The organism is Streptomyces sp. BYX5S (assembly GCF_054724165.1).
This window is the reverse complement of the sequence record NZ_CM138829.1, coordinates 6,526,168-6,546,251: the sequence shown is the minus strand read 5'-3', so window position 1 is coordinate 6,546,251 and position 20,084 is coordinate 6,526,168. Positions and strand designations below refer to the sequence as shown.

Below are 20,084 nucleotides of genomic sequence, written 5' to 3'. Positions count from 1 at the left end.
GTCACCACTCCTTCTCGTCTGCGAGGTCGGTCAGGGCTTCGCGGGCTGTCTCGCGGTTGAGTTGGAGGCCGCGGGCGATGGTGGCGGCCAGGGCGGATTCGCCGGGGGTGTGGCCGTGGCCCGCGTACTGCCAGTCGGCCAGGACGAGGACGGTGTCCGGCTCGTACTCGGGGTTGCCGAGGGCTTCGCGTTCCTGGGCGGCGCGGAAGTCGGCGCGGGCCTGGCGGAGTTCGCCGAGGGTGGTCGAGTAGCGGCGGGACTTCGAGGAGAAGTGGCCTCGGAAGCCGAGCATGTGGGCCCAGGCCCAGAGGCGGCGGTCCGGGTAGAGCGGGTCGAGGTGCTTGCACGCTTCGATCAGGCGCCGGGTGTGGTCGGGGACCTGGTGGCGGTCGAGTTCGGAGAGTTCGCCGATGCGGCGGTCGAGGGTGCCGGTGTTCTCGGCGGCCTTGGTGGCGTACTTGGCGACGTAGGCGGCGACAGCCTGTTCGGTGATGTCGGAGCCGTCGCCGAACGCCTTGACCGGGCGGACGTCGAGTTGGGTGCCCCAGCGGAAGGTGCGGGCCGGTTCGTCCTCGGCGGCCGGGATCGAGACGGACGTGTAGCTGTGGGAGGCGGCGGCCTGGATCGCGTCGGCGAGGAGCGTGACCGTGGCCCAGGACGGCGGCGGGGTCTCGGGGCCTTCCGGGCCGTCGATGCGGATCACCGCGTGGAAGTGCAGGGCGCCGCGCTTCTGGAACTCGGCGACCTTGCCGTACGAGAGGCGGGCCGACTCCTTGAGTTCGCGCTGGGTGACTCCGGCACGGGCGGCGATCTCGCGCCGCAGGCGGGTCGTGAAGCGCATCCACAGGTCGCCCGCGTGGTTGTTGAAGAGGACGGCGGCGGCGTAGTCGTACGTCGTCGGGTCGAGGGCCGTGCCGAGGGCGGGGTCGTCGGTGGCGTGGCGGGTGCCGCAGCGGCAGGTGCCGGAGTCGGGGCTGTTGTGGACCGGGCCGAAGGACGGGGCCGTGAGCGTGGCGAAGACGCGGGGGTGGTCGCGGACCGTGGAGGGGATGTCGCGGCGGTCGTCTCCGGCCAGGCCCGCGCGGATGAGGTGGTATGTGTCGCCCGCGTACGTGAAGGCGCAGGAGGGGCAGCGGGATGCGCGGCGGTTGCCGCAGGCGACGCGGAGACGACCACCCGGCTCGGTCTCGGTCGAGTAGTGGTGCAGCGTCTCGCCGGTGGTCTTGTCCTTGGTGAGGGTCCAGCCGGTGAGGTGGATGGGGTCGGAGCATCCGCCGGTGCGCTGGATCTGGTCCTGCCAGCGGTCGAAGTCGGCGGCCGAAGCCACCCTCAGCAGGTCGCCGAGGGTGGTCGGGTCGAGGAGCGTGTCAGGCACGGGCGCCCTCCCGCGCGGTGCTGGTGCGGAGGACGACGAAGCCGGTGCCGTCGCAGGCCGGGCAGTCGGCGGTGATGGTGCGCAGGTGGCCGTTCCGGTCGCGGCCGCCGAGGGTGATGGCGACGGAGGCGAAGCCGTCGCAGGCGGCGCAGATCCGGGACGGGCGGCGGGTGCGGTGCGTCATGCTGGGGGTTCCTTCCGGTTCTTGGATCGGTTGGGGCATGGCTCCCGGGCGGTGGAGACTTGGCGGTTTCAGGCCGCTCGGGGGCCGGTCAGCGGCGCTTGTGCTCGGAGTTCATGAGCGAGCGGATGACGAGCGCGGTGATGGCGGTCGATCCGGCGGTGATGGCGACGGCCAGGAGCAGCGAGACCAGGACGGTGCCGAGGACCAGGACGACGCCCGTGCCGCCGACGACGAGGGTGATCAGGGCGCCGGGCGTGAGCTGGACCGTGGGGCGGGTCGAGGTCGGAGGCTGGGTCGTTACCGGGGTGGGCTGAGACTGCGTGATTGCCGTGGGCTCGGCGACGGCGGGCGGGGTGACCTGGCCGGTTGGGACGGGCATGGTCGGGACCTTGGGGCGCAGCATCGGGACGTACTCCCTTCCGTGGGCGGTTACTTGACGGCGGTGTCGATGACCGGGGCGAGGACGCTGTCGGCGAGGAGGTAGCCGCCCAGGAGCAGGAGGGCGACGAGCCACCAGGGCGGGCGCATGAGCTTGATGCCGACCAGGCCGACGCAGGCGACGAAGAACCAGAGCGGGACGTCCATGGCGGTCTCCTCAGCGGACGCGGCAGCGGTGGGTGCGGGCGGCGAGCTGGGCGGCGGACTGGCTGGAGTAGTCCGAGGACCAGCCGCAGCGGTCGGCGGTGCAGACGGCCGCGTGCTTGGTGCGGCCGTGGCGGTCGCGGTGGGTTCCGACCTGGACCGGGCCGATCTGCATCACCGAGTGGAAGTGGTCGCGGGCGGGCATGGTGGTTCTCCTTTCGGGTCAGGTGAGTTGGGCGGCGATGGCGTCGGCCAGCTGGGGCGGGACGCCGAGGCGGGAGCGCAGGGTGTCGGGGTCGATGGCAGCGCCGGTACGGGTCCGGTGGTCGTCGGCGACCTTGCGGGCGTGGGCGACGAGGGCGGCCGGGACGGCGGGAGCCGGTTCGGCGGGCGGCGGGGCCGCGGGCTCGGTGGAGGCGGCCGTTAGTGCCGGGGCTTCCTCGGCGGCCGGAGGCTCTACGCGCTCAGGGGCCGGGGTGGTCGGCTGCTCGAATTCGGGCTCGGGCTCGGGTGCCGGCCGAACCGCTTCCTGCTCGTCCTCTGCGGGCGCGGCCGTGTGGGCCAGGAGCGTGCCGCCGAGGAAGGCGATCGCGGGCCACCCGGCGACGCCGATCCGGAGCCAGGCGGGCGGGTGGTCGACGTCGAGGAGTCCGGCGGTGGCGACGTTGGCGCCGAGCGAGGCGAACAGCGCGACAGCGAACCAGGACCAGGCGAGCCGGGACCGCCGGTCGCTCCGAAGTCGACGCCAGGCGGCGACCAGGAGCAGGTCGACGCTGACCGGGTAGGCCCAGGCCTTCCAGCCGTCTTGTCCGGCAGCGGCGGCCAGGTCGTGGAGGTGGGCGAAGGAGAGGGCTCCGGCGATGACGGCCTGGACGAGGACGGCGTCCGGGCGAAGCGTGGTGCGGGCCGTCACCGGTCAGCCCTCCGAGGCGTCGTCGCTGCCGTCGTACGGCATGGGCGGCAGGACCCCGATCGGCAGGGACAGGGCGAGCGCGGGGGCGATGACCTCGACGAACGCGGCGTCGGTCTCGTAGCGGCGCTCGTACAGGTCGAGTGCGCCGAGGAGGGCGGCGGTGCGGGCGAAGTCCTCGTTGGCGTCCATGGGTTGGCCTCCTGTTTTCGGCATGGGCGGGGTAGGGACGTGGCGCGGGGCGGTCGCGCCGACCGTGGAGCGGTGGGGAGTCAGGCCGTGACGGTGGCGGCCTTGGTGAGCGAGACGGACGCCGGGGCGGGCGCGGGCACGGCGGGCCGGAAGGCGGCGAGCGCGGGCAGGTCCGGGGTGCGGTCGGCGTGGGCGTTGCAGAGGTTCACGGCGGCGCGCAGCGAGGTGTGCGGGGCGCGGATGCGGGCCCAGCCGCCGGTCGAGTCACCGGCGACGGCGATGCCGGGGGTGTCGGGCGAGATCTGGATGGCGGCGAGTACGGCGTCCGGGGAGATGTCGCCGAAGGCCATGTTGGCGCTGGTCTCGTCGTTGACGCGGTGGGCGGTACGGCCGGTGAGCTGGGCGCGGAGCATCGTGATGCCCTTGCCGAGTTCGGAGCCGAAGCGCTGCCCGCAGATCTCCAGATAGATGCCGGCCGCGCGGCCGAGCTGGGCGAGGCGGACGAGGGCGGTGACGATGCGGTCGCGGCGCTTCTCCTCGTCCTTGCTGGCGTACAGGGCGAGTTCGGCGACCTCGTCGACCAGGACGACGACCGGGGTCGGGCGCAGATCGGCGGGCAGGTCCCAGATGTCGGCGGCGATCTCCGCGTCCGGGACGCCGACGCTGATGCGCTGTTCGGCGCGGATGAGCTGGTAGACCTCCTGCATGTGGTCGACGAGCGCGTCGAGGAGTTCGAGCGCGGTGTCCGGGTCGTCGGCGAGAGCCGAGAACCGGCGGGCGAGCGGGAAGAGCTCCACGCCCTGCTTGCAGTCGATGCCGACCAGGGCGACGTCGAGCGGGGCCAGGCCGCACACGAGATTGCGCTGGTAGACGGACTTGCCGGACTCGGTGGCGCCGAGGGTGAGGCCGTGCGGAACGGCCCGGTAGTCGCGGTAGTGGATCGAGCCGTCCTCGCGCAGCGCGACCGGGACACGGAGCGGCGACGAACCGGCGGCGGTGCTGGGCGCGGGCATCTGCACCCGCTTGAGCACGTCGTAACCGGTCATCCGCAACTCGACGACACCGGCGCGAAGTTCACGGGAGGCGACGCCGTGCATCCCGAAGGAGTGGCGGAGCCGGTCCGTGGCGGCGGAGAAGTCGAAGGCGTCCTGTCCGGGGCGGAGCTTGAGCCGCAGGACGAGGCCGGTCCGGGTGGGACGCAGCCGCAGGATGCGCGGCGAACGGGACTCGGGCAGAGGCCGGTTGGCCAGTCGGGCGAGTGCGAGGCGCCAGCGCGACGGCGGGACCGTGAGCCCACAGGCCTCCATCACCGAGGCATAGCGGACCAGGAGCCGCAGCGACGCAAGCACGGCGCCGAAGCAGACCCAGTACCAGGCGGGGCGCCGCCACCGCAGAAGACCTGCGACGGCGGCCACCACCAGGAGCACGACGATGAACTCGCCCATGATCAGGCCGCCTTGGCCGTGGACGCGTTGGCGGCGAGCGAGGTGACGGCGACGGCGCGGAAGGCGATGCCGTGCCGCTTCTGCCCGTTGAACTCGTTCTCCCACGGGCGGGCGATCAGGCCGGTGAGCGCGACGGGCGTACCCATTGTCAGCTCCTCGGAGACGCCGGTCTCGGGAACGGTGACGGACAGGATCTCCACCTGGTCGTTGGCCGCGAACATCACGTCCACGGTCATCAGCTTGCCGCCGGTCTCGACGTCCAGGGCGACCTCACCAGTCTTGCGGTCCTTGACCTTGACCTGCGGGGTCTTGGCGACCATCACGGTGGCGGCGGAGGTGTCGACGGGGATCTGACGCACAGAGATCACTCCTATGTAGGGGCTGGACTCCGTCACTCATGTACATGAGTGACATGAAGAAGAGTGCAACACTCCTATACATGAGTCAACCCGCCGCGACAGAAAAGTCACGACGGGCTGCGGATCAGCGAGGGTGCGTCAGTCGGCGGCAGGGATCCGGTACTCGAAAACGAACTGGTCAGCGGCCATGAGGGTGTCGCAGACCTCGACCACGCGGCCTTCGGTCGTACGGGCCTCACGAATCAGGTGGATCACCGGGGAGCCGGGGCTCAGCGCCAGTTCGGACGCCTCCGCCTTGGAGGCCGGACGCCCTTGCAGCGTCTCGACGAACTCCGCGAACTCGTGCCCGTGGTCTTCGAGTCGGGCGTAGATGCCGCCCCCGCCGGGGTTCTCGGCGAACAGCTCGGGGATGTCCTTCACGACGTCCCACGGGAGGTACGAGGAAGCCGTCTCGACCGGGGTGCCGTTGCGGAAGTAGAGCCGTCGGCGAGCGAGGACCTGGGTGCCGGCCGGAACGCCGAGACGTTCGGCAGCATCCTCCGGGGCCTCCATCGGGCCGATGTAGAGCACGCTGACCTTCGCCGTGGCGCCGGACTGTGCGGACTCGGCGAGGTAGGCGGCCTTCCCGCCCTGGCGGTGCGAACGCCGGAAACGATCGGAGGAGCGCAGCCGTACCGGCGGCCGGTCCTTCACCATCGAGCCCTTGCCGTGCCGGGTCTCCACGAGCCCGCTGGCCCGGACCTCGACCATCGCCTTACGAATCGTGCCGCCCGAAACGCCGTAGCGCTCGACCAGCTCTGACTCGCTCGGCACCAGCTCACCAGGCTTGATGACTCCAGCCCTGATCTGCTGAACCAGATCCTCAGCGATCCGCACGTACTGAGGGACGGACCTCCCCTCTCCCACTGCAGTTCCCATAGTCCTTTTCTTCCTCCTATGCTCCTGTACATGAGTAACAGCGCCAAGGAAGGCCAGTCAACGCCACTGCACTCCGTGTCCGTAGCCGGAGTGGTGGTCCGCGATGACGGCCGACTGCTGGCCATCCGGCGCGCGGACAACGGCACGTGGGAGCTCCCGGGCGGCGTGCTCGAACTCGAGGAGACCCCGGAGGCAGGCGTACGCCGAGAGGTCTGGGAAGAGACCGGCATCCACGTCGAGGTGGACGAGCTGACCGGCGTCTACAAGAACACCACCCGAGGCGTCGTCGCTTTGGTGTTCCGCTGCAAGCCCGCGGGCGGCGAGGAGCGCACGTCGGACGAGTCCACGGCCGTGGAATGGCTGACGCCTGACGAGGTCAGCGAGTTCATGTCCGAGGTCTACTCGATCCGGCTCCTGGATGCCCTCGACGGGGCAGGTCCTCATGTCCGAAGCCATGACGGCAAGCGGCTGACGCCAGCGCGATAGAACTTTCCCTACTTCATCAAGACCGGCTGCGCTCCGCTCCGCCGGGCGCGCTTCCCGGCTCCGCTGCCCTTCGCGCTCATGCCTTCGGCCCGCGCTACGGGCGCTGCGCCGACGCGCGCCCACATGGTTGGGGCCGGGGCTGTGAAGCGGACGAATCGCACGGCTCAACTCGCGGTCAAAGACGGTGCCTCCGGCGGGGGATCGGCCGGCACCGGGAGCCGGGGGAAACGCTGCCGGGTGCGGGTCCGTGGGTGGTTGCGAGGGCTCCCATCCCGTCCACCGTCGACCCAGGCAAAGCCGAGCAGACGTGGCCCCTGGTGTCCAGGTCGTTCGTACAGTGGCGCGCTCCACCTGGACACCAGGGGCCACGCCCGCTCCACTGCGTGTGGGTCGACGGCGGACGGGATGGGAGCTGGGGTTGAGCTGCTAGGCCAGTAGGCAACCAGCCCCCGATAGATGAAGCTCCACAGTGCTCCCAGCCTTGGAGTTCATCAATTCAAACAGGGAGAGCTACTTTCGGCCGGTTCCGCGTGCCCATCGTTGACGAATCGCAGGCTGCAACGCGAGGTAGGCACGATAGGCATCTCTTGGAGATGTTCCGTCAGTCCTGGAGCGAAAAAGCTCAAAGCAGTTGTTCATCAGTTGCTTGTCGGTGTCCCAGTTCCCCCTCAACAGATTTCCCTTTATCCATTTTTCAATTGTTTCCTTGTAAAGCGTCAGGTTGAATTCGCGAACGGCGCTAGTGCAGATCAGTGCGATTTTTTGCAGATGGGCGAAATCTAGGATGATCTGAGTGGTTTCTTCTTTTTTGCTTAGGCCGAGCGCCCTCGCATTACCTCGACTGAGCACACCATGCGAATGCACACTGGCGTGGCGAATGTGGCAAACGACATCAAAGTTGGCGAGAGCGATTCCGAGAGAGCTGTTTGGCTGCCATGAAAAGCCAAGCAGGGTGTTGCTCTTTTTCTTGATCTCCGATTCGCTAGCGAAGCTAACTCCCTCAAACAACCCCATTCCCAATTTACTGGCGCCATAATAATCGACGGCCCCCATGGCGATCATTTGATCGGCGACCTTTTCCCTTACGATCGGGCACGTATTTATCAACCCCAAAAAGATTGACCTAAAGTAGGATTCTGTTCCGGTCACGATCCCAAGAGCCAGCAGCCTTCCCAGGGTGTCGTTTCTTGAGAGTTCCTCAGGTAAGCCGAGTCGAAGGACGTCGCCCAAGCTGCCGTAGAAGGCATCAATGGGGCTGTTGTTCGCCTCTGCTTTCACGCAGCAAGTCGTGAATTTCGTGTCGGTGCTTTCGGGAGGGAGGTTTACTTTCTCCCAGGCGGAGTTTGTCATGTTTCTGCTAGACACTGACAAACTCCTGGGCGTAGCGCTTAATCCTTCTTGCCCAAACGGGGCCGATGTGGGGTACCGCGCGAAGTGCGTTCTCCTCGTCAAGTAGGAGGTCATTCACCGTACGGATCTCGGTGTGCTTTAGTAGCCCGTCCAGCTTCTTTTTGGTGAGTGGAAGGTTGTCGATCGGAGATTTCAACAACTCTTCGTAAATTGAAGCGGTCCTGAGTTGACGACCACATTTCATGCAGAACTGTGCATCCTCGGAGAAACGAGGAGCCCCACAGTTAGTACACGGAAGCAGGTCTAGAGTGCACCTGTCGGTGTAATCTTCGCCGAGCACATTGGCGGGCTGCAATCTCGAAAAGGCATGCGCATCGCGGGCCATTAGGGCCGACACGACATCTGATACAGCGAACGCTCTTCCCAGGCTAAGCGCGTTACCCTCAATCAGAACTGCGTAGTGGACCATGTACCGATGGAAAACCCCCTTCACGCCTCGCGAAACCGTATGGGCGTCGCGAAGAAGGCCGGAGTACTCAAGCATGGAAACCATTCGTGTGAGCTTGGCGTCCATGGGTTCGTGAAATGCAATTACTGTCGCTTTAGACCTATCTCGTCGACTGGAGTTGAAGCTTTGGAGGTGACGTACCGCGCCAGCCTCAAGCTCCCGTCCGAATTCCACAAAATGCCTATATCTGGGAAGCTTATCGGCGAGCGTACTAAAGATCTGTCGGACAGATGCTGCGTGATCAGAGATAGCGGCTTCGGCCATTTTTCGCGTTGGAGTGTGAGTCTCGTCTTCTTCAACTCCCAGAAGTTGTGAAAGCATTACCAGGAATCCGCGAGGCAAGCCGAACGAAGCTAGTGCCAAATAGTCAATTAGCTCATCGCGCCCTCTCAACTTCTTCAAGTGCGAGGGAGGGATACGGCGATCGACGATCTCGCGCATGAGTGCCAGATATCCGTCCTCGTCGGGGCGGAGCCAGGACTCGACGAGTTCGGCCTCGTGGCCGACATGAAAGTTAGGGGAGTAGCTCGTGATCCCTGGATACACGGCTGCTTTCGCCGAAACGATTCGCGACCTGAGTCCCCGGAAAATCTCAAAGAATTCCCGTTGCTGCTCTGGCGAGAAGGCATGCGCGGCATCATCCAAAAGTAGGATGCATCTCTTCAGTCCGCTTTCTCGGGTCCATGCCTCCAGAGCGTGCAGCAATTCCGTAGGAGTTGTGTATGCGTCCGGAATTTCGGTTGTCGCTCCGGCTTCAAGAGCCTTAATGTACTCCTTTGCGTCAAGTGTCAATTCCGCCAAGGTTGGCGGAATGTCTCGGTGGCACTCTTCGAAGGAGTCTCTGACGCCGATAGCAATCTTGAGCAGCACCCATTGTCGAAACAGTTGCAGGGCGTTCGCCGAATTGTGAAACAGGGGTTCCAGGGCTAGTGATCTGCTGTAATTCACGTAGACGCCTAGGTGTGACTCTCCTTCCTGCAATTCAAAGTAGGCTCGTCGCAGGAGCGTGGATTTCCCGCATCCGCGAGGGCCGATCAATAGCTTGGCCCCTGGCCCTTTGAGTTTCGAAAGGATTGTTCGATCTGCTTTAGTCTCGGCAGTCCATGCTGCTAGTTCAGCCTTTGAGAGGTATTCGGCGCGTTCTTCGAATACGTTCGCTGTCAGTGATTCGTGAAGATTTTCCATTGCTTCCTAACGTCTGAATGGGTTGCAGTGTTGCAATGTTTGCTGTGAGAGCGGGCGCCAAAATATAGAGCACTGTGCTCGCAGGTGAATTATTATCGCCCGGATCGGGCGTGGGGCGCAATGGCGGGCGGACCGGTTGGGAGCTTCTGTCGTCACTCGGGTATGGGTTCGCGTTCACAAGCCTCGGGTTTGCTGAAGCAGATAGAGCGCAGGCGCGACATGGCGCTGGCTGTGGACGCACTGTCCGATCTCGCCGAACCGCAGAACCGAAGCCAAGCCGTCATCGTTTACCGAGCTGTACGCGAAGCCGCCGATCACACGGAGCGGATCACGAAGTGAGCGATCATAGGAAACTTCTCCACCTGGAGCTTCGGATCAGAAGCTCGCGGTCAGCCCAGGCTGGTGCCATGAGGACGCGCAGGCGTTGGCAGTGGGCCAAACTTCAGGTGTGAAGCCTGCCCGCTGCTGTCCGGCTCGCTGGTCGGGCCATAGGTGGGTTGAGCGTCTTGGGCCGTCTATGGGCCGTCCGAGGGGGCTCAAGGAGGACGAGTAGTGACCACCGATGACAGGGGCCACGGGCCTTGGGCCCAGGTCACCCCCGCGCATCTGCGACACTGGAACCGCTATGCCTAAGCCCGGAGAACTCACGTTCGTCGCCCCCCGCGGGGCCAAGAAGCCGCCGCGGCACCTTGCTGATCTTTCGCCTGCGGAGCGGAAGGAGGCTGTTGTCGCGATCGGGGAGAAGCCGTTTCGCGCCAAGCAGCTGTCGCAGCACTACTTCGCGCGGTACGCGCACGATCCCGCGGAGTGGACCGACATCCCCGCGGGGGCGCGGGAGAAGCTGCGGGAGGCCTTGCTGCCGGAGCTGATGACCGTCGTGCGGCATCTGTCGACCGACAGCGACACGACGCGCAAGACGTTGTGGAAGCTGTTCGACGGGACGCTCGTCGAGTCCGTGCTCATGCGGTATCCCGACCGCGTGACGATGTGCATCTCGTCGCAGGCCGGCTGTGGCATGAACTGCCCGTTCTGCGCCACCGGGCAGGCCGGGCTCGACCGGAACCTGTCGACCGCCGAGATCGTGCATCAGATCGTCGACGGGATGAGGGCTCTGAGGGACGGCGAGATTCCTGGGGGGCCGGCCCGGCTCAGCAACATCGTGTTCATGGGCATGGGCGAGCCGCTCGCCAACTACAAGCGGGTCATCCGCGCCATCCGCGCGCTCACCGACCCCGAGCCGGACGGGCTCGGGCTCAGCCAGCGCGGCATCACCGTGTCGACGGTGGGGCTCGTGCCCGCCATCAACCGGTTCACCGACGAGGGGCTCAAGTGCCGCCTCGCCATCTCGCTGCACGCGCCCGACGACGAGCTGCGCGACACCCTCGTCCCCGTGAACACGCGGTGGAAGGTGCGGGAGGTGCTCGACGCCGGGTTCGAGTACGCGGCCAGGTCCGGGCGGCGGCTGTCCATCGAGTACGCGCTCATTCGTGACATCAATGATCAGGCGTGGCGGGGTGACCGGCTCGGGCGGATGCTCAAGGGGCGGCCCGTGCACGTGAACCTGATTCCGCTCAACCCGACGCCGGGCTCCAAGTGGACCGCCTCCCGGCCCGAGGACGAGAAGGCCTTCGTCGAAGCGATCGCCGCACATGGTGTGCCCGTGACCATTCGGGACACCCGTGGGCAGGAGATCGACGGGGCGTGTGGACAGCTGGCCGCCACCGAGCGGTAGCCTGGCCTCGAACAACAATTTGTATATTCCGACAGGGGAGCGCCACAGCGCTGAGAGTGCGGTACGCCGCAGACCCTCTGAACCTCGCCCAGGTCATTCTGGGTAGGAAGTTCGGTCATCACTCAAGCTGTTGCGCCCTGCCCGGAGACCGTCAGTGGTCCCCGGGCAGGGCCGCGTCTCTTCCTGGACCCCCAGGAGGAAAACCAGTGGGCAAGAAGAAGACCTGTGTGGCCGTTGCCGTCGGGCTCGGCCTCGTCAGCCTGTCCGCGTGCGGGTCGTCGTCCGACGGTTCGTCCGGCAGCGGCGCGTCCAAGACCGTCACCCTCGTCAGCCACAGTTCCTGGGCGGTCTCCAAGGACGTGCTCGCCGACTTCGAGAAGACGTCCGGCTACGACGTGAAGGTCCTGGAGGACGGCGACGCCGGCGAAGCCGTCAACAAGGCGATCCTGTCCAAGGGCAACCCGCAGGGCGACGTCTTCTTCGGCGTCGACAACACCCTCCTCTCCCGCGCGCTCGACAACGGCCTCTTCTCCTCGTACGAGGCCAAGGGGCTCGACGAGGTGGAGGAGCGGTATCAGCTCGATCAGAAGAAGAAGCGGGTCACTCCCGTTGATACCGGGTCCCTTTGTGTCAATTACGACAAGGCCTACTTCGAGAAGCGTGATCTTGCGCCTCCGGCCTCCTTCGCCGATCTCGCCAAGCCCGCCTACAAGGACCTCCTCGTCACCGAGAACGCCTCGACCTCCTCCCCGGGGCTCGGGTTCCTGCTCGGCACCGCCGCCGCGTACGGCGACGACGGCTGGCAGGCGTACTGGAAGAAGCTGAAGGCCAACGGCGTCAAGGTCGTTGACGGGTGGGACCAGGCGTACAACGAGGAGTTCTCGGGGTCCGCCGGCGGGAAGAAGGCCGGGGGCGAGCGGCCGCTCGTCGTGAGTTACGCCTCCTCGCCGCCCGCCGAGGCCGTGTACTCCGACCCGCAGCCGAAGACCTCGCCCGTCGGTGTCGCCAAGGACACCTGCTTCCAGCAGATCGAGTTCGCGGGGCTGCTCGACGGCGCGCGGAACGAGAAGGGCGGCAAGGCGCTGCTCGACTTCCTGGTCTCCAAGGAGTTCCAGGAGGACATGCCGCTCAACATGTTCGTCGACCCGGTGACCAAGAACGCCACGGCGCCCGCCGACTACACCAAGTACGCGGTGAGGATCGACGACCCCGAGACCATGAGCCCGCGCAAGATCGCGGACAACCGTGACGACTGGGTGAAGTCGTGGACGTCGCTCGTACTGAAGTAGCGGCCCCCCGGCAGCGGGGCAACGCGGCGCGGCTCGGGCTCATGGCCCTGCCCGTCGTGTTCTTCGGGCTCTTCTTCGCCTACCCGGTCGTCGCCATCGTCGAGCGCGGGCTGCACACCGACGGCGGCTGGCAGGCCGGGCGGATCCTGGACGTGCTCGGGCAGTCGGACATCCGGCACGTCCTGTGGTTCACGGTGTGGCAGGCGCTCGCGTCGACCGCGCTGACGCTGCTGATCGCGCTGCCGGGGGCGTATGTCTTCGCCCGGTTCGAGTTCCCGGGCAAGCAGGTGCTGCGGGCCGTCGTCACGGTGCCGTTCGTGCTGCCGACCGTCGTCGTGGGCACCGCGTTCCTCGCGCTCGTCGGGAACGGAGGGCTGCTCGACGAGGTCTGGGGCGTCCGGCTCGACACCACCGTGTGGGCGATCCTGCTCGCGCACGTCTTCTTCAACTACGCCGTGGTCGTACGGACCGTGGGCGGGCTGTGGGCGCAGCTCGATCCGCGGCAGGAGGAGGCCGCGCGGATGCTCGGGGCCTCGCGGTTCGCGGCGTGGCGGAAGGTGACGCTGCCGGCGCTCGGACCCGCTGTGGCGGCGGCCGCGCTGATGGTCTTCCTGTTCACGTTCACGTCGTTCGGTGTCGTGCAGATTCTGGGCGGGCCCGGGTTCTCCACTCTTGAGGTCGAGATCTATCGGCAGACCGCGCAGATCTTCGACCTGTCCACCGCCGCTGTGCTGACCATCGTGCAGTTCGTGGCCGTCGGGCTGATCCTCGGCGTGCACGCGTGGACCGTGCGGCGGCGGGAGAGCGCGCTCAGGCTGGTGGACGCCGCGCAGGCGTCGCGCAGGCCGCGCGGGGCCGGGCAGTGGACGCTGCTCGGCGGTGTCCTGGTGTCCGTCGCGCTGCTGATCGTGCTGCCGCTCGGGGTGCTCGTCGAGCGCTCGCTGGACGCGCCCGGTGGGTACGGGTTCGGGTACTACCGGGCGCTCACCGACGCCGACGGCGGGACCTTCCTCGTACCGCCGATCGACGCGATCGGGAACTCGCTGGAGTACGCGCTCGCCGCCACCGCCATCGCCGTGGTGATCGGCGGGCTCGCGGCGGCGGCGCTGACGCGGCGTGCCGGGCGGCTCGTGCGCGGGTTCGACGCGCTGCTGATGCTGCCGCTCGGGGTGTCCGCCGTGACCGTCGGGTTCGGGTTCCTGATCACGCTCGACGAGCCGCCGCTCGATCTGCGGTCCACGTGGATCCTGGTTCCGCTCGCGCAGGCGCTCGTGGGGGTGCCCTTCGTCGTACGGACGATGCTGCCGGTGCTGCGGGCCGTCGACGGGCGGCTGCGGGAGGCGGCGGCCGTGCTCGGGGCGTCGCCGCTGCGGGCGTGGCGGGAGGTCGATCTGCCGATGGTGCGGCGGGCGCTGCTGGTCGCCGCCGGGTTCGCCTTCGCCGTCTCGCTCGGCGAGTTCGGGGCGACCGTGTTCATCGCGCGGCCCGACAACCCGACGCTGCCGGTGGCCGTGGCGCGGCTGCTGGGGCGGGCCGGTGACCTCAACTACGGGCAGGCGATGGCGCTGTCGACCGTCCTGATGGTGGTGTGCGCCGCCGCCCTGCTGGTGCTGGAACGTCTGCGGCCCGCCAAGGCCACGACCGGGGAGTTCTGATCTGATGCCGCTGCTGGAGCTGGACCACGCGACCGTACGGTTCGGTGGGCGCGCCGTGCTCGACGAGGTGGGCCTGGAGGTGGCCGAGCACGAGATCGTGTGCGTGCTCGGGCCCAGTGGCAGTGGCAAGTCGACGCTGCTGCGGGCCGTCGCCGGGTTGCAGACGCTCGACGGCGGGCGGGTGGTGCTCGGGGGCGCGGATCAGGCCGGGGTGCCCGCGCACAAGCGGGGGGTCGGGCTGATGTTCCAGGACCACCAGCTGTTCCCGCAGCGGGACGTGGGGCGCAACGTCGCGTTCGGGCTGCGGATGCATGGGGCGGGCAAGGGCGAACAGGCCGAGCGCGTACGGGAGTTGCTCGCGCTCGTCGGGTTGCCGGGCGCCGAGCGGCGGGCGGTCGGTTCGCTGTCCGGTGGTGAGCAGCAGCGGGTGGCGCTGGCGCGGGCGTTGGCGCCGAGGCCGAGGCTGCTGATGCTGGACGAGCCGCTCGGGCAGCTGGACCGGTCGTTGCGGGAGCGGTTGGTCGTCGAACTGCGGGAGCTTTTCGGTGAGTTGGGGACGACGGTGCTGGCGGTGACGCACGACCAGGGGGAGGCGTTCGCGCTCGCCGACCGGGTCGTGGTGATGCGGGACGGGCGGATCGCCCAGAGTGGTACGCCTCTTGAGGTGTGGCAGCGGCCGGCCGACGAGTTCGTGGCGCGGTTCCTCGGGTTCGACAACGTGGTCAATGCGACGGTGACCGGGGTGGTGGCGGACACGGCGTGGGGGAAGGTGCCCGTGCCGGAGGGCTCCGCCCAGGGGGAGGGGAAGGTGTTGGTGCGGCCGGCGGGGGTCGGGCTTGTCGCGTCCGACGAGGCGCAGCTGAGGGGGACGGTCGTCGGTCGTACGTTCCGGGGGACGCATGTGGCGTTGCGGCTTGAGGTGGAGGGGGCGCCGAGGTTGGAGGCGGTCTGTGCGTTGCGGGTGGCCCCCGGGGTGGGGGATGTGGTGGGGGTCGCGTTCGACGCGGGCGAGGTTGTGGTGCTCGGCGCCTAGCCGGTGGGCGCGGTCGGCCGTGCCGTGGTGGACCCCCGACGAACGTGCTGCCCGCACCGGGGTGCCGCCTTGCCCACCCTGCCGCCCTTGGCGGCAGATTGCCCAAGGCGGGGCGGCGTCCACCGTAGTGGGTGGGGAGCCGGGGTGGCGGTGGATTGCCCAAGGCGGGGCGGGGTTGGCCGCCTCGGGTGGGGAGCCGGGTGGCCGTAGCAGTAAGCCCGTCCGGCGATTGAGGACGGTTTTTGAGGTGGCTCGGTGAGGGGGAGGTCGACCGTTCGGGTGGGCCGAACGGTCGACCCGGAAATTACTTCTGGGTGGCGCCCTTGCGGCGCAGGGCGAAGACGACGCCGCCGCCCGCGACGACCAGGAGGGCCGCGATACCGGCGATCACCGGCGTGTTGCTGCTGGCACCGGTCTCGGCCAGGTCCGAACTGCCCGCGGGGGACGCGGAGTTGCTCGGCGCCGGGGCCGCCGCCTCGGTGGTCTCGGGCGCCGCCGGCGCCGAGGTGCTGGGCGCCGCGGACGCCGGGGGCGTCGACGGGGGCGTCGACGGCTTCTCCGTGGCGCACGCCTTCGCCGGCGCGGTCACACCGCCGGCGATGTCGTCGTCGACGTTGAAGCGGTCGGTCTTCACGTGGACGCGGTAGGTCGCGCCCGGCTTCCAGTCCTCCTTGAAGGTGATCGTGACACCTTCCTTGGAGCCCTTCACGACCTGCGAGCCGACCTGTTCCTCGGCGCCGCCGGACGTCCGGAAGACGGTGACGGTCGCCGGGGTGCCGGAGGAGTCCACGTCGGTGACGGAGATGACACCCTGCTCGCCGTCGCAGACGGCCTTGGCGGTGAACTCGCTGATGTCGCACGCCGAGGCGGAACCCGCGACGCCGAGCGTCAGGGCCGTCGCGGCGGCGGCCACACCGGCGAAGCGGGCCGCTCTGGAGGAGATGCGAGAAGATATGCGGGGGGCTACGGACACGTTCGTCCTTCACGGGATGACGTAATGGGAGGGGGCGTGGCCCGGTGCGGACGCACCACGAATGCTCAACACCCCCACGGTCCCCTCACGTTTATCTGCGTCAGTGACGCAGCGTCAATACAAGGACCCCGCCAGGGAGTCAGGCTTGACCTGTCCTTGACCCGAGGCGCAGCACCGCGTCCGCCGCCTCCTCGACCGTGTCCACGAGCGCGATGCGGTCCTCCATCGACCGCTCCCGCGCGAGCGCCTGGAGGAGTGGCCAGGTGGGGAGCCGCTCCGTCCAGTGGGCGCGGTCGACGAGGACCATCGGGGTCGGTTCGCCGCGCGACTCGTAGTAGTTGGGCGTCGCGTTGTCGAAGATCTCCTGGACCGTGCCGGCCGCACCGGGCAGGAAGATCACGCCCGCGTTGGAGCGGGCCAGCAGGCCGTCCTCGCGGGTGGCGTTGGCGAAGTACTTCGCGAGGTGCGAGGCGAACGGGTTCGGCGGCTCGTGCCCGTAGAACCAGGTCGGGATGCCGACCGAGGCGCCGCCCTCCGGCCAGCGGTCCCGGACCTCGAAGGCCGCCCCCGCCCAGTCCGTGATCGACGGGGTGAACGACGGTGACTTCGCCAGGAGTTGGAGCGCCTCGTCGAGCATCGGGTCGCCGAAGGGCGCCGCGTACGCGCCCAGGTTCGCCGCCTCCATCGCCCCGGGACCGCCCCCGGTCGCGACGGTGACACCGGCGCGGGCGAGCGTCCGCCCGAGCCGGGCCGCCCCCGCGTACGCGTCCGTGCCGCGCGCCATCGCGTGCCCGCCCATGACGCCCACCACCCGCGCCCCGACGAGGAGTTCGTCGAGCGCGTCGGAGACGGAGTCGTCGTGCACGGCGCGCAGCATCGACGCGAAGACGTCGCCGTCGGCCTTGGTCCGCTGGAACCACTCGTACGCGCGGGCGTCGGGGGTGGCCTCGTAGCCACCCTCGGACGACAGGCCCTCGAAGAGTTCGTCGGGGGCGTAGAGGTGACCCCGGTACGGGTCGAAGGGGAGGCCCGGGACCGGCGGGAAGACCAGTGCGCCGCGGGCTCTGACCTCGGCCGCCGCGCGCTCGTCCATGGGGCAGCCGAGGAATATGGCGCCCTCGACATCGGCGCCGAGCAGTTCGTCGGTGCGGGCGGTCAGGTCGACGGCCTGCACCCGGTGTCCGGTGAGAGCCCCGTGCCCGGCGACCACCTCGTCGAACTCCGCGAGCGTCTCGATCTCGCGGTCGGAGGTGGTGCCGGGCACGTGGGGCTCGGAGGATGCGGATGCGGAGGGGTTCGCTGGAGTCGGCTGCACCCGCCCATGCTAAGCAGGGGCCCGCGCAGGCCCTTTGGTCAGCCCTCGACGGCCGTCGGGTCCATCCACATGACCTCGAAGGTGTGCCCGTCGGGGTCGTCGAAGGCCCGCCCGTACATGAAGCCGTGGTCCTGCTTCTCACCGGTCTCGGAGCCGCCCGCGGCGATCGCCCGGTCCACGAGCTCGTCCACCTTCTCGCGGCTCTCCGCACTCAGCGCCAGCAGCGTCTCGCTGCTGGTCCGGGAGTCCACGATCTTCTTCTTCGTGAACTGCGCGTACTTCTCCTTCGCGAGCAGCATGACCACGATGTGGTCGCTGATGACGATGGAGCTGGTGGTGTCGTCGGAGAACTGGGCGTTGCGCTCGTAGCCCAGCTCCGTGAAGAACTTCGTGGACGCCTCCACATCGCTCACGGCCAGGTTCACGAAGATCATCTGCTGGTACTCGCTCATGAGGTGTCCGTCGCCTTCTCGCTCAGTCGGTCGGTGTCGTCCGTACGAACAGATAGACGGTCAGTGTCGGCAAAACTCATCGCGCTGTCAGCGGAGCCGCCGAAAGTTGTGCGACGACCCAGGTCAGCGGACCGAACACGGCGAGCAGCACGCCGGTTCTGAGCGCCGCCGCCCCGCGCAATGCCGTGGCCGGCGCCCCGATCCGCAGCAGCGCCTCCGTGGTGTGCCGCCGCGCCCGGCGGGCCTCGAAGGACGCGGTCGCCAGCGTCGCCACGGCGCAGCCCACGACCAGCACCGCGCCGAGCGTCGCCAGCGGCCCGACCCCGGACGCCCGCGCCGGGCCCCCGTCGCCGCCGTACAGCGTCACCGCCGCGACCGCCCCCGAGGCCACCGCGCAGACCACGCCGAGCGGCCGGCCGATCCGCCGCGCCTCCTCCATGAGCCCCCGGCCCGCAAGCAGCCGCACCGCGGACGGGCGTACGGACTGGAGCGCCCGGCCGCACAGGTACGTGATGCCGGGACCGGCGAGCGCCAGGCCGAGCGCGGTCAGTGTCCACCCGGCGAGCACCCCGGTGGGGCTGCCGGTGAGACCGCCCGGCAGCCGGGACCCCGCGGCGCCGCGCGCGCCCGCCGCGTACGTCTCCACGGCGAGACCCGCCGCGAGCAGCGCGAAGCCCCACGGCAGCCCGGTCGGCGCCGTGGCCGGTTCCGCCGGTTCCTCGGTGTCCTTGACCGGCGCCGTGAGCCGCGGGCGCAGCGCGAGGGCGCTCGCCGCGGACGCCGTGAGCGGCACCCAGGTCAGCAGCGTGAGCACGGCGGCGAGCGGCAGCGGCCGGTCGGCGGCGAGCAGCCCGCGGGCCGCGCCGTCGAACGGCAGGCCCGTGAGGTCGCCCCGCAGGTGCAGGAAGAACAGCAGCGCCAGCATCGAGCCGAGCGTGCAGGCGATGGCCGTGGAGATCGCGGCGAGCAGGGTCAGCCGGGCCGGGCCGAGGCCCACCGCGGACAGGCCCGCGCGCGGCTTCGTACCGGGGTCGGAGCGGGCCACGGCGACCGCGAAGTACACGGTCGCGGCGAGTGGCAGGACGCACCAGGCGAGGCGCAGCAGCGAGTTCGCCGCGCTGTCGGGGTGGGCGAGGGCGTGGCCGAGCGTGCACAGGAGCAGGAAGCCGGTGCCCGCGGAGGCGGCGGCGACCAGGAGTCTGCGCAGCTGGGCCGTCGGGTGCGCGCCGCGCGCTAGACGGAGAGCGAGCACGCGGCCCGGCCTTCCCCTTCGGGGGCCTTCTCGGGCAGCTGCACGGTGTGCACCCGGCGCCCGTCGAGCAGCGCCTCCGTACGGTCGGCGAGGGCGCCCACCTCGGAGTCGTGCGTGGCGAGGACGACGGTGATGGCGTGCGAGCGGGCCGCGGCGGTGAGGGTGCGCAGGATGTGCGCGTGGTCGGCGCGGTGCAGGGTCGCGGTTGGCTCGTCGGCGAACACCACGCTCGGGGCGTGCGCGAGGGCGCGGACGATGGCGACGCGCTGCCGCTCGGCCACGGTCAGCGCGTGCGGGCGCTTGCGGGCGAGGCGGCCGACATCGAGCCGGTCCAGCCACTCGTGGGCGGTGGCCTTGGCGGCGCGGCGGGGGGTGCCGCGGAGCATCAGCGGCAGCGCCGCGTTCTCCCACACGTTCAGTTCGGGAACGAGGACGGGCTCGGGGTCGATCCAGCCGAACCGGTCGCGGCGCAGCCGCTCCCGGACGAGGGGGCCCATCGTGTGCACGGGCGCGCTGTTGAACCAGACCTCGCCCTGCTGCGGCAGGAGCTGGCCGGAGAGGCAGCGCAGCAGGGTGGTCTTCCCGCTGCCGCGCGGGCCGGTGACGGCGAGGATCTCGCCCTCGCGGACACCGAGCGAGACACCGGTGAGCGCGGGGGAGCCGCTGTCCGATCCGCTGTGCGAGTAGTGCAGGGCACGCGCCCACAGCACGTCGTTGTCCGGCGGGGCCACCATGACGTACACCTCGGTTCTGATCAGTTGCCTTCCCCCTAACGGGGGAACGAAGGCGGGGCCGATCGGTCACTGGGCACGGTAAGGAGGCGCGGGGGCGGGCCGGAGAAGGGCACGGCCCGGTCGCGTCCCATCTCACTCGGATGGGTGCGACCGGG

General features: G+C 68.9%; 22 protein-coding genes. 5 read left to right on the top strand and 17 right to left on the bottom strand.

Features of this window, described 5'->3' with window-relative positions; translation table 11 throughout:
* Position 1: 1 nt before the first annotated feature.
* From repSA to ACYBSK_RS29395, 10 genes are all read right to left on the bottom strand, one after another.
* Positions 2–1,375: a replication initiator protein RepSA gene (repSA, locus tag ACYBSK_RS29440; protein WP_460243949.1), complete on the bottom strand. Its 1,374-nt coding sequence runs from the start codon at positions 1,373–1,375 to the stop codon at positions 2–4.
* Positions 1,368–1,559 carry a hypothetical protein gene (locus ACYBSK_RS29435; RefSeq protein WP_457480282.1) on the bottom strand — a complete coding sequence of 64 codons (192 nt, stop codon included), beginning with the start codon at positions 1,557–1,559 and terminating at the stop codon, positions 1,368–1,370. Before ACYBSK_RS29435 ends, repSA begins: the two co-directional genes overlap by 8 nt.
* An 88-nt stretch (positions 1,560–1,647) precedes the next feature.
* Positions 1,648–1,962 carry a SpdD-like protein gene (locus ACYBSK_RS29430; protein ID WP_457480281.1) on the bottom strand — a complete coding sequence of 105 codons (315 nt, stop codon included), beginning with the start codon at positions 1,960–1,962 and terminating at the stop codon, positions 1,648–1,650.
* A gap of 26 nt (positions 1,963–1,988) precedes the next feature.
* Positions 1,989–2,144 carry a hypothetical protein gene (locus ACYBSK_RS29425; RefSeq protein ID WP_328633431.1) on the bottom strand — a complete coding sequence of 52 codons (156 nt, stop codon included), beginning with the start codon at positions 2,142–2,144 and terminating at the stop codon, positions 1,989–1,991.
* Between the two features lie 10 nt (positions 2,145–2,154).
* Positions 2,155–2,346, bottom strand: a complete 192-nt coding sequence (locus tag ACYBSK_RS29420) for a mobile element transfer protein (RefSeq protein WP_266714668.1) — start codon at positions 2,344–2,346, stop codon at positions 2,155–2,157.
* A gap of 18 nt (positions 2,347–2,364) precedes the next feature.
* Complete coding sequence (locus tag ACYBSK_RS29415) at positions 2,365–3,054, bottom strand: DUF2637 domain-containing protein (RefSeq protein ID WP_460243948.1); 690 nt, start codon at positions 3,052–3,054, stop codon at positions 2,365–2,367.
* Between the two features lie 3 nt (positions 3,055–3,057).
* Positions 3,058–3,243, bottom strand: a complete 186-nt coding sequence (locus ACYBSK_RS29410) for a hypothetical protein (RefSeq protein ID WP_422475422.1) — start codon at positions 3,241–3,243, stop codon at positions 3,058–3,060.
* An 80-nt stretch (positions 3,244–3,323) separates the two neighbouring features.
* Positions 3,324–4,688 (bottom strand): FtsK/SpoIIIE domain-containing protein, encoded by a 1,365-nt coding sequence (locus ACYBSK_RS29405; RefSeq protein ID WP_460243947.1) that lies wholly within the window; start codon positions 4,686–4,688, stop codon positions 3,324–3,326.
* A gap of 2 nt (positions 4,689–4,690) precedes the next feature.
* Positions 4,691–5,047: an SCO3933 family regulatory protein gene (locus ACYBSK_RS29400; protein ID WP_460243946.1), complete on the bottom strand. Its 357-nt coding sequence runs from the start codon at positions 5,045–5,047 to the stop codon at positions 4,691–4,693.
* 138 nt (positions 5,048–5,185) lie between these two features.
* Positions 5,186–5,965, bottom strand: a complete 780-nt coding sequence (locus ACYBSK_RS29395; RefSeq protein WP_422475416.1) for a GntR family transcriptional regulator — start codon at positions 5,963–5,965, stop codon at positions 5,186–5,188.
* 18 nt (positions 5,966–5,983) lie between these two features.
* Here ACYBSK_RS29395 and ACYBSK_RS29390 point away from each other — a divergent pair, with 18 nt between their 5' ends.
* Positions 5,984–6,451, top strand: coding sequence for an NUDIX hydrolase (locus tag ACYBSK_RS29390; RefSeq protein WP_460243945.1), 468 nt, complete (start codon positions 5,984–5,986; stop codon positions 6,449–6,451).
* A gap of 510 nt (positions 6,452–6,961) precedes the next feature.
* On the opposite strand, the gene ACYBSK_RS29385 is transcribed toward ACYBSK_RS29390, so the two are convergent.
* Positions 6,962–7,816, bottom strand: a complete 855-nt coding sequence (locus tag ACYBSK_RS29385; RefSeq protein WP_460243944.1) for a hypothetical protein — start codon at positions 7,814–7,816, stop codon at positions 6,962–6,964.
* Positions 7,809–9,494 carry an ORC-CDC6 family AAA ATPase gene (locus ACYBSK_RS29380; RefSeq protein WP_460243943.1) on the bottom strand — a complete coding sequence of 562 codons (1,686 nt, stop codon included), beginning with the start codon at positions 9,492–9,494 and terminating at the stop codon, positions 7,809–7,811. Before ACYBSK_RS29380 ends, ACYBSK_RS29385 begins: the two co-directional genes overlap by 8 nt.
* A 625-nt stretch (positions 9,495–10,119) precedes the next feature.
* Here ACYBSK_RS29380 and rlmN point away from each other — a divergent pair.
* The 4 genes from rlmN (at position 10,120) to ACYBSK_RS29360 (ending at position 15,203) form a co-directional block, all read left to right on the top strand.
* On the top strand, positions 10,120–11,226 hold the full coding sequence (rlmN, locus tag ACYBSK_RS29375; protein WP_457480273.1) for a dual-specificity RNA methyltransferase RlmN: 1,107 nt from the start codon (positions 10,120–10,122) through the stop codon (positions 11,224–11,226).
* 206 nt (positions 11,227–11,432) lie between these two features.
* Positions 11,433–12,515 carry a thiamine ABC transporter substrate-binding protein gene (locus ACYBSK_RS29370; RefSeq protein WP_460243942.1) on the top strand — a complete coding sequence of 361 codons (1,083 nt, stop codon included), beginning with the start codon at positions 11,433–11,435 and terminating at the stop codon, positions 12,513–12,515.
* Positions 12,491–14,170 (top strand): ABC transporter permease, encoded by a 1,680-nt coding sequence (locus ACYBSK_RS29365; RefSeq protein ID WP_460243941.1) that lies wholly within the window; start codon positions 12,491–12,493, stop codon positions 14,168–14,170. The genes ACYBSK_RS29370 and ACYBSK_RS29365 overlap by 25 nt, the downstream gene beginning before the upstream one ends.
* Positions 14,171–14,174: 4 nt before the next feature.
* Positions 14,175–15,203, top strand: a complete 1,029-nt coding sequence (locus tag ACYBSK_RS29360; protein ID WP_460243940.1) for an ABC transporter ATP-binding protein — start codon at positions 14,175–14,177, stop codon at positions 15,201–15,203.
* A 304-nt stretch (positions 15,204–15,507) separates the two neighbouring features.
* Here the strand turns inward: ACYBSK_RS29360 and ACYBSK_RS29355 are convergent, their stop codons facing one another.
* From ACYBSK_RS29355 to ACYBSK_RS29335, 5 genes are all read right to left on the bottom strand, one after another.
* Positions 15,508–16,176: an LAETG motif-containing sortase-dependent surface protein gene (locus tag ACYBSK_RS29355; protein ID WP_457480269.1), complete on the bottom strand. Its 669-nt coding sequence runs from the start codon at positions 16,174–16,176 to the stop codon at positions 15,508–15,510.
* Positions 16,177–16,315: 139 nt separating this feature from the next.
* Positions 16,316–17,440, bottom strand: a complete 1,125-nt coding sequence (locus ACYBSK_RS29350; RefSeq protein WP_460243939.1) for an LOG family protein — start codon at positions 17,438–17,440, stop codon at positions 16,316–16,318.
* Between the two features lie 89 nt (positions 17,441–17,529).
* On the bottom strand, positions 17,530–17,943 hold the full coding sequence (locus ACYBSK_RS29345; protein WP_457480268.1) for a VOC family protein: 414 nt from the start codon (positions 17,941–17,943) through the stop codon (positions 17,530–17,532).
* 76 nt (positions 17,944–18,019) lie between these two features.
* Positions 18,020–19,195: a hypothetical protein gene (locus ACYBSK_RS29340; protein WP_460243938.1), complete on the bottom strand. Its 1,176-nt coding sequence runs from the start codon at positions 19,193–19,195 to the stop codon at positions 18,020–18,022.
* Positions 19,177–19,929, bottom strand: a complete 753-nt coding sequence (locus tag ACYBSK_RS29335; protein ID WP_457480266.1) for an ABC transporter ATP-binding protein — start codon at positions 19,927–19,929, stop codon at positions 19,177–19,179. The genes ACYBSK_RS29340 and ACYBSK_RS29335 overlap by 19 nt, the downstream gene beginning before the upstream one ends.
* Positions 19,930–20,084: the final 155 nt, after the last annotated feature.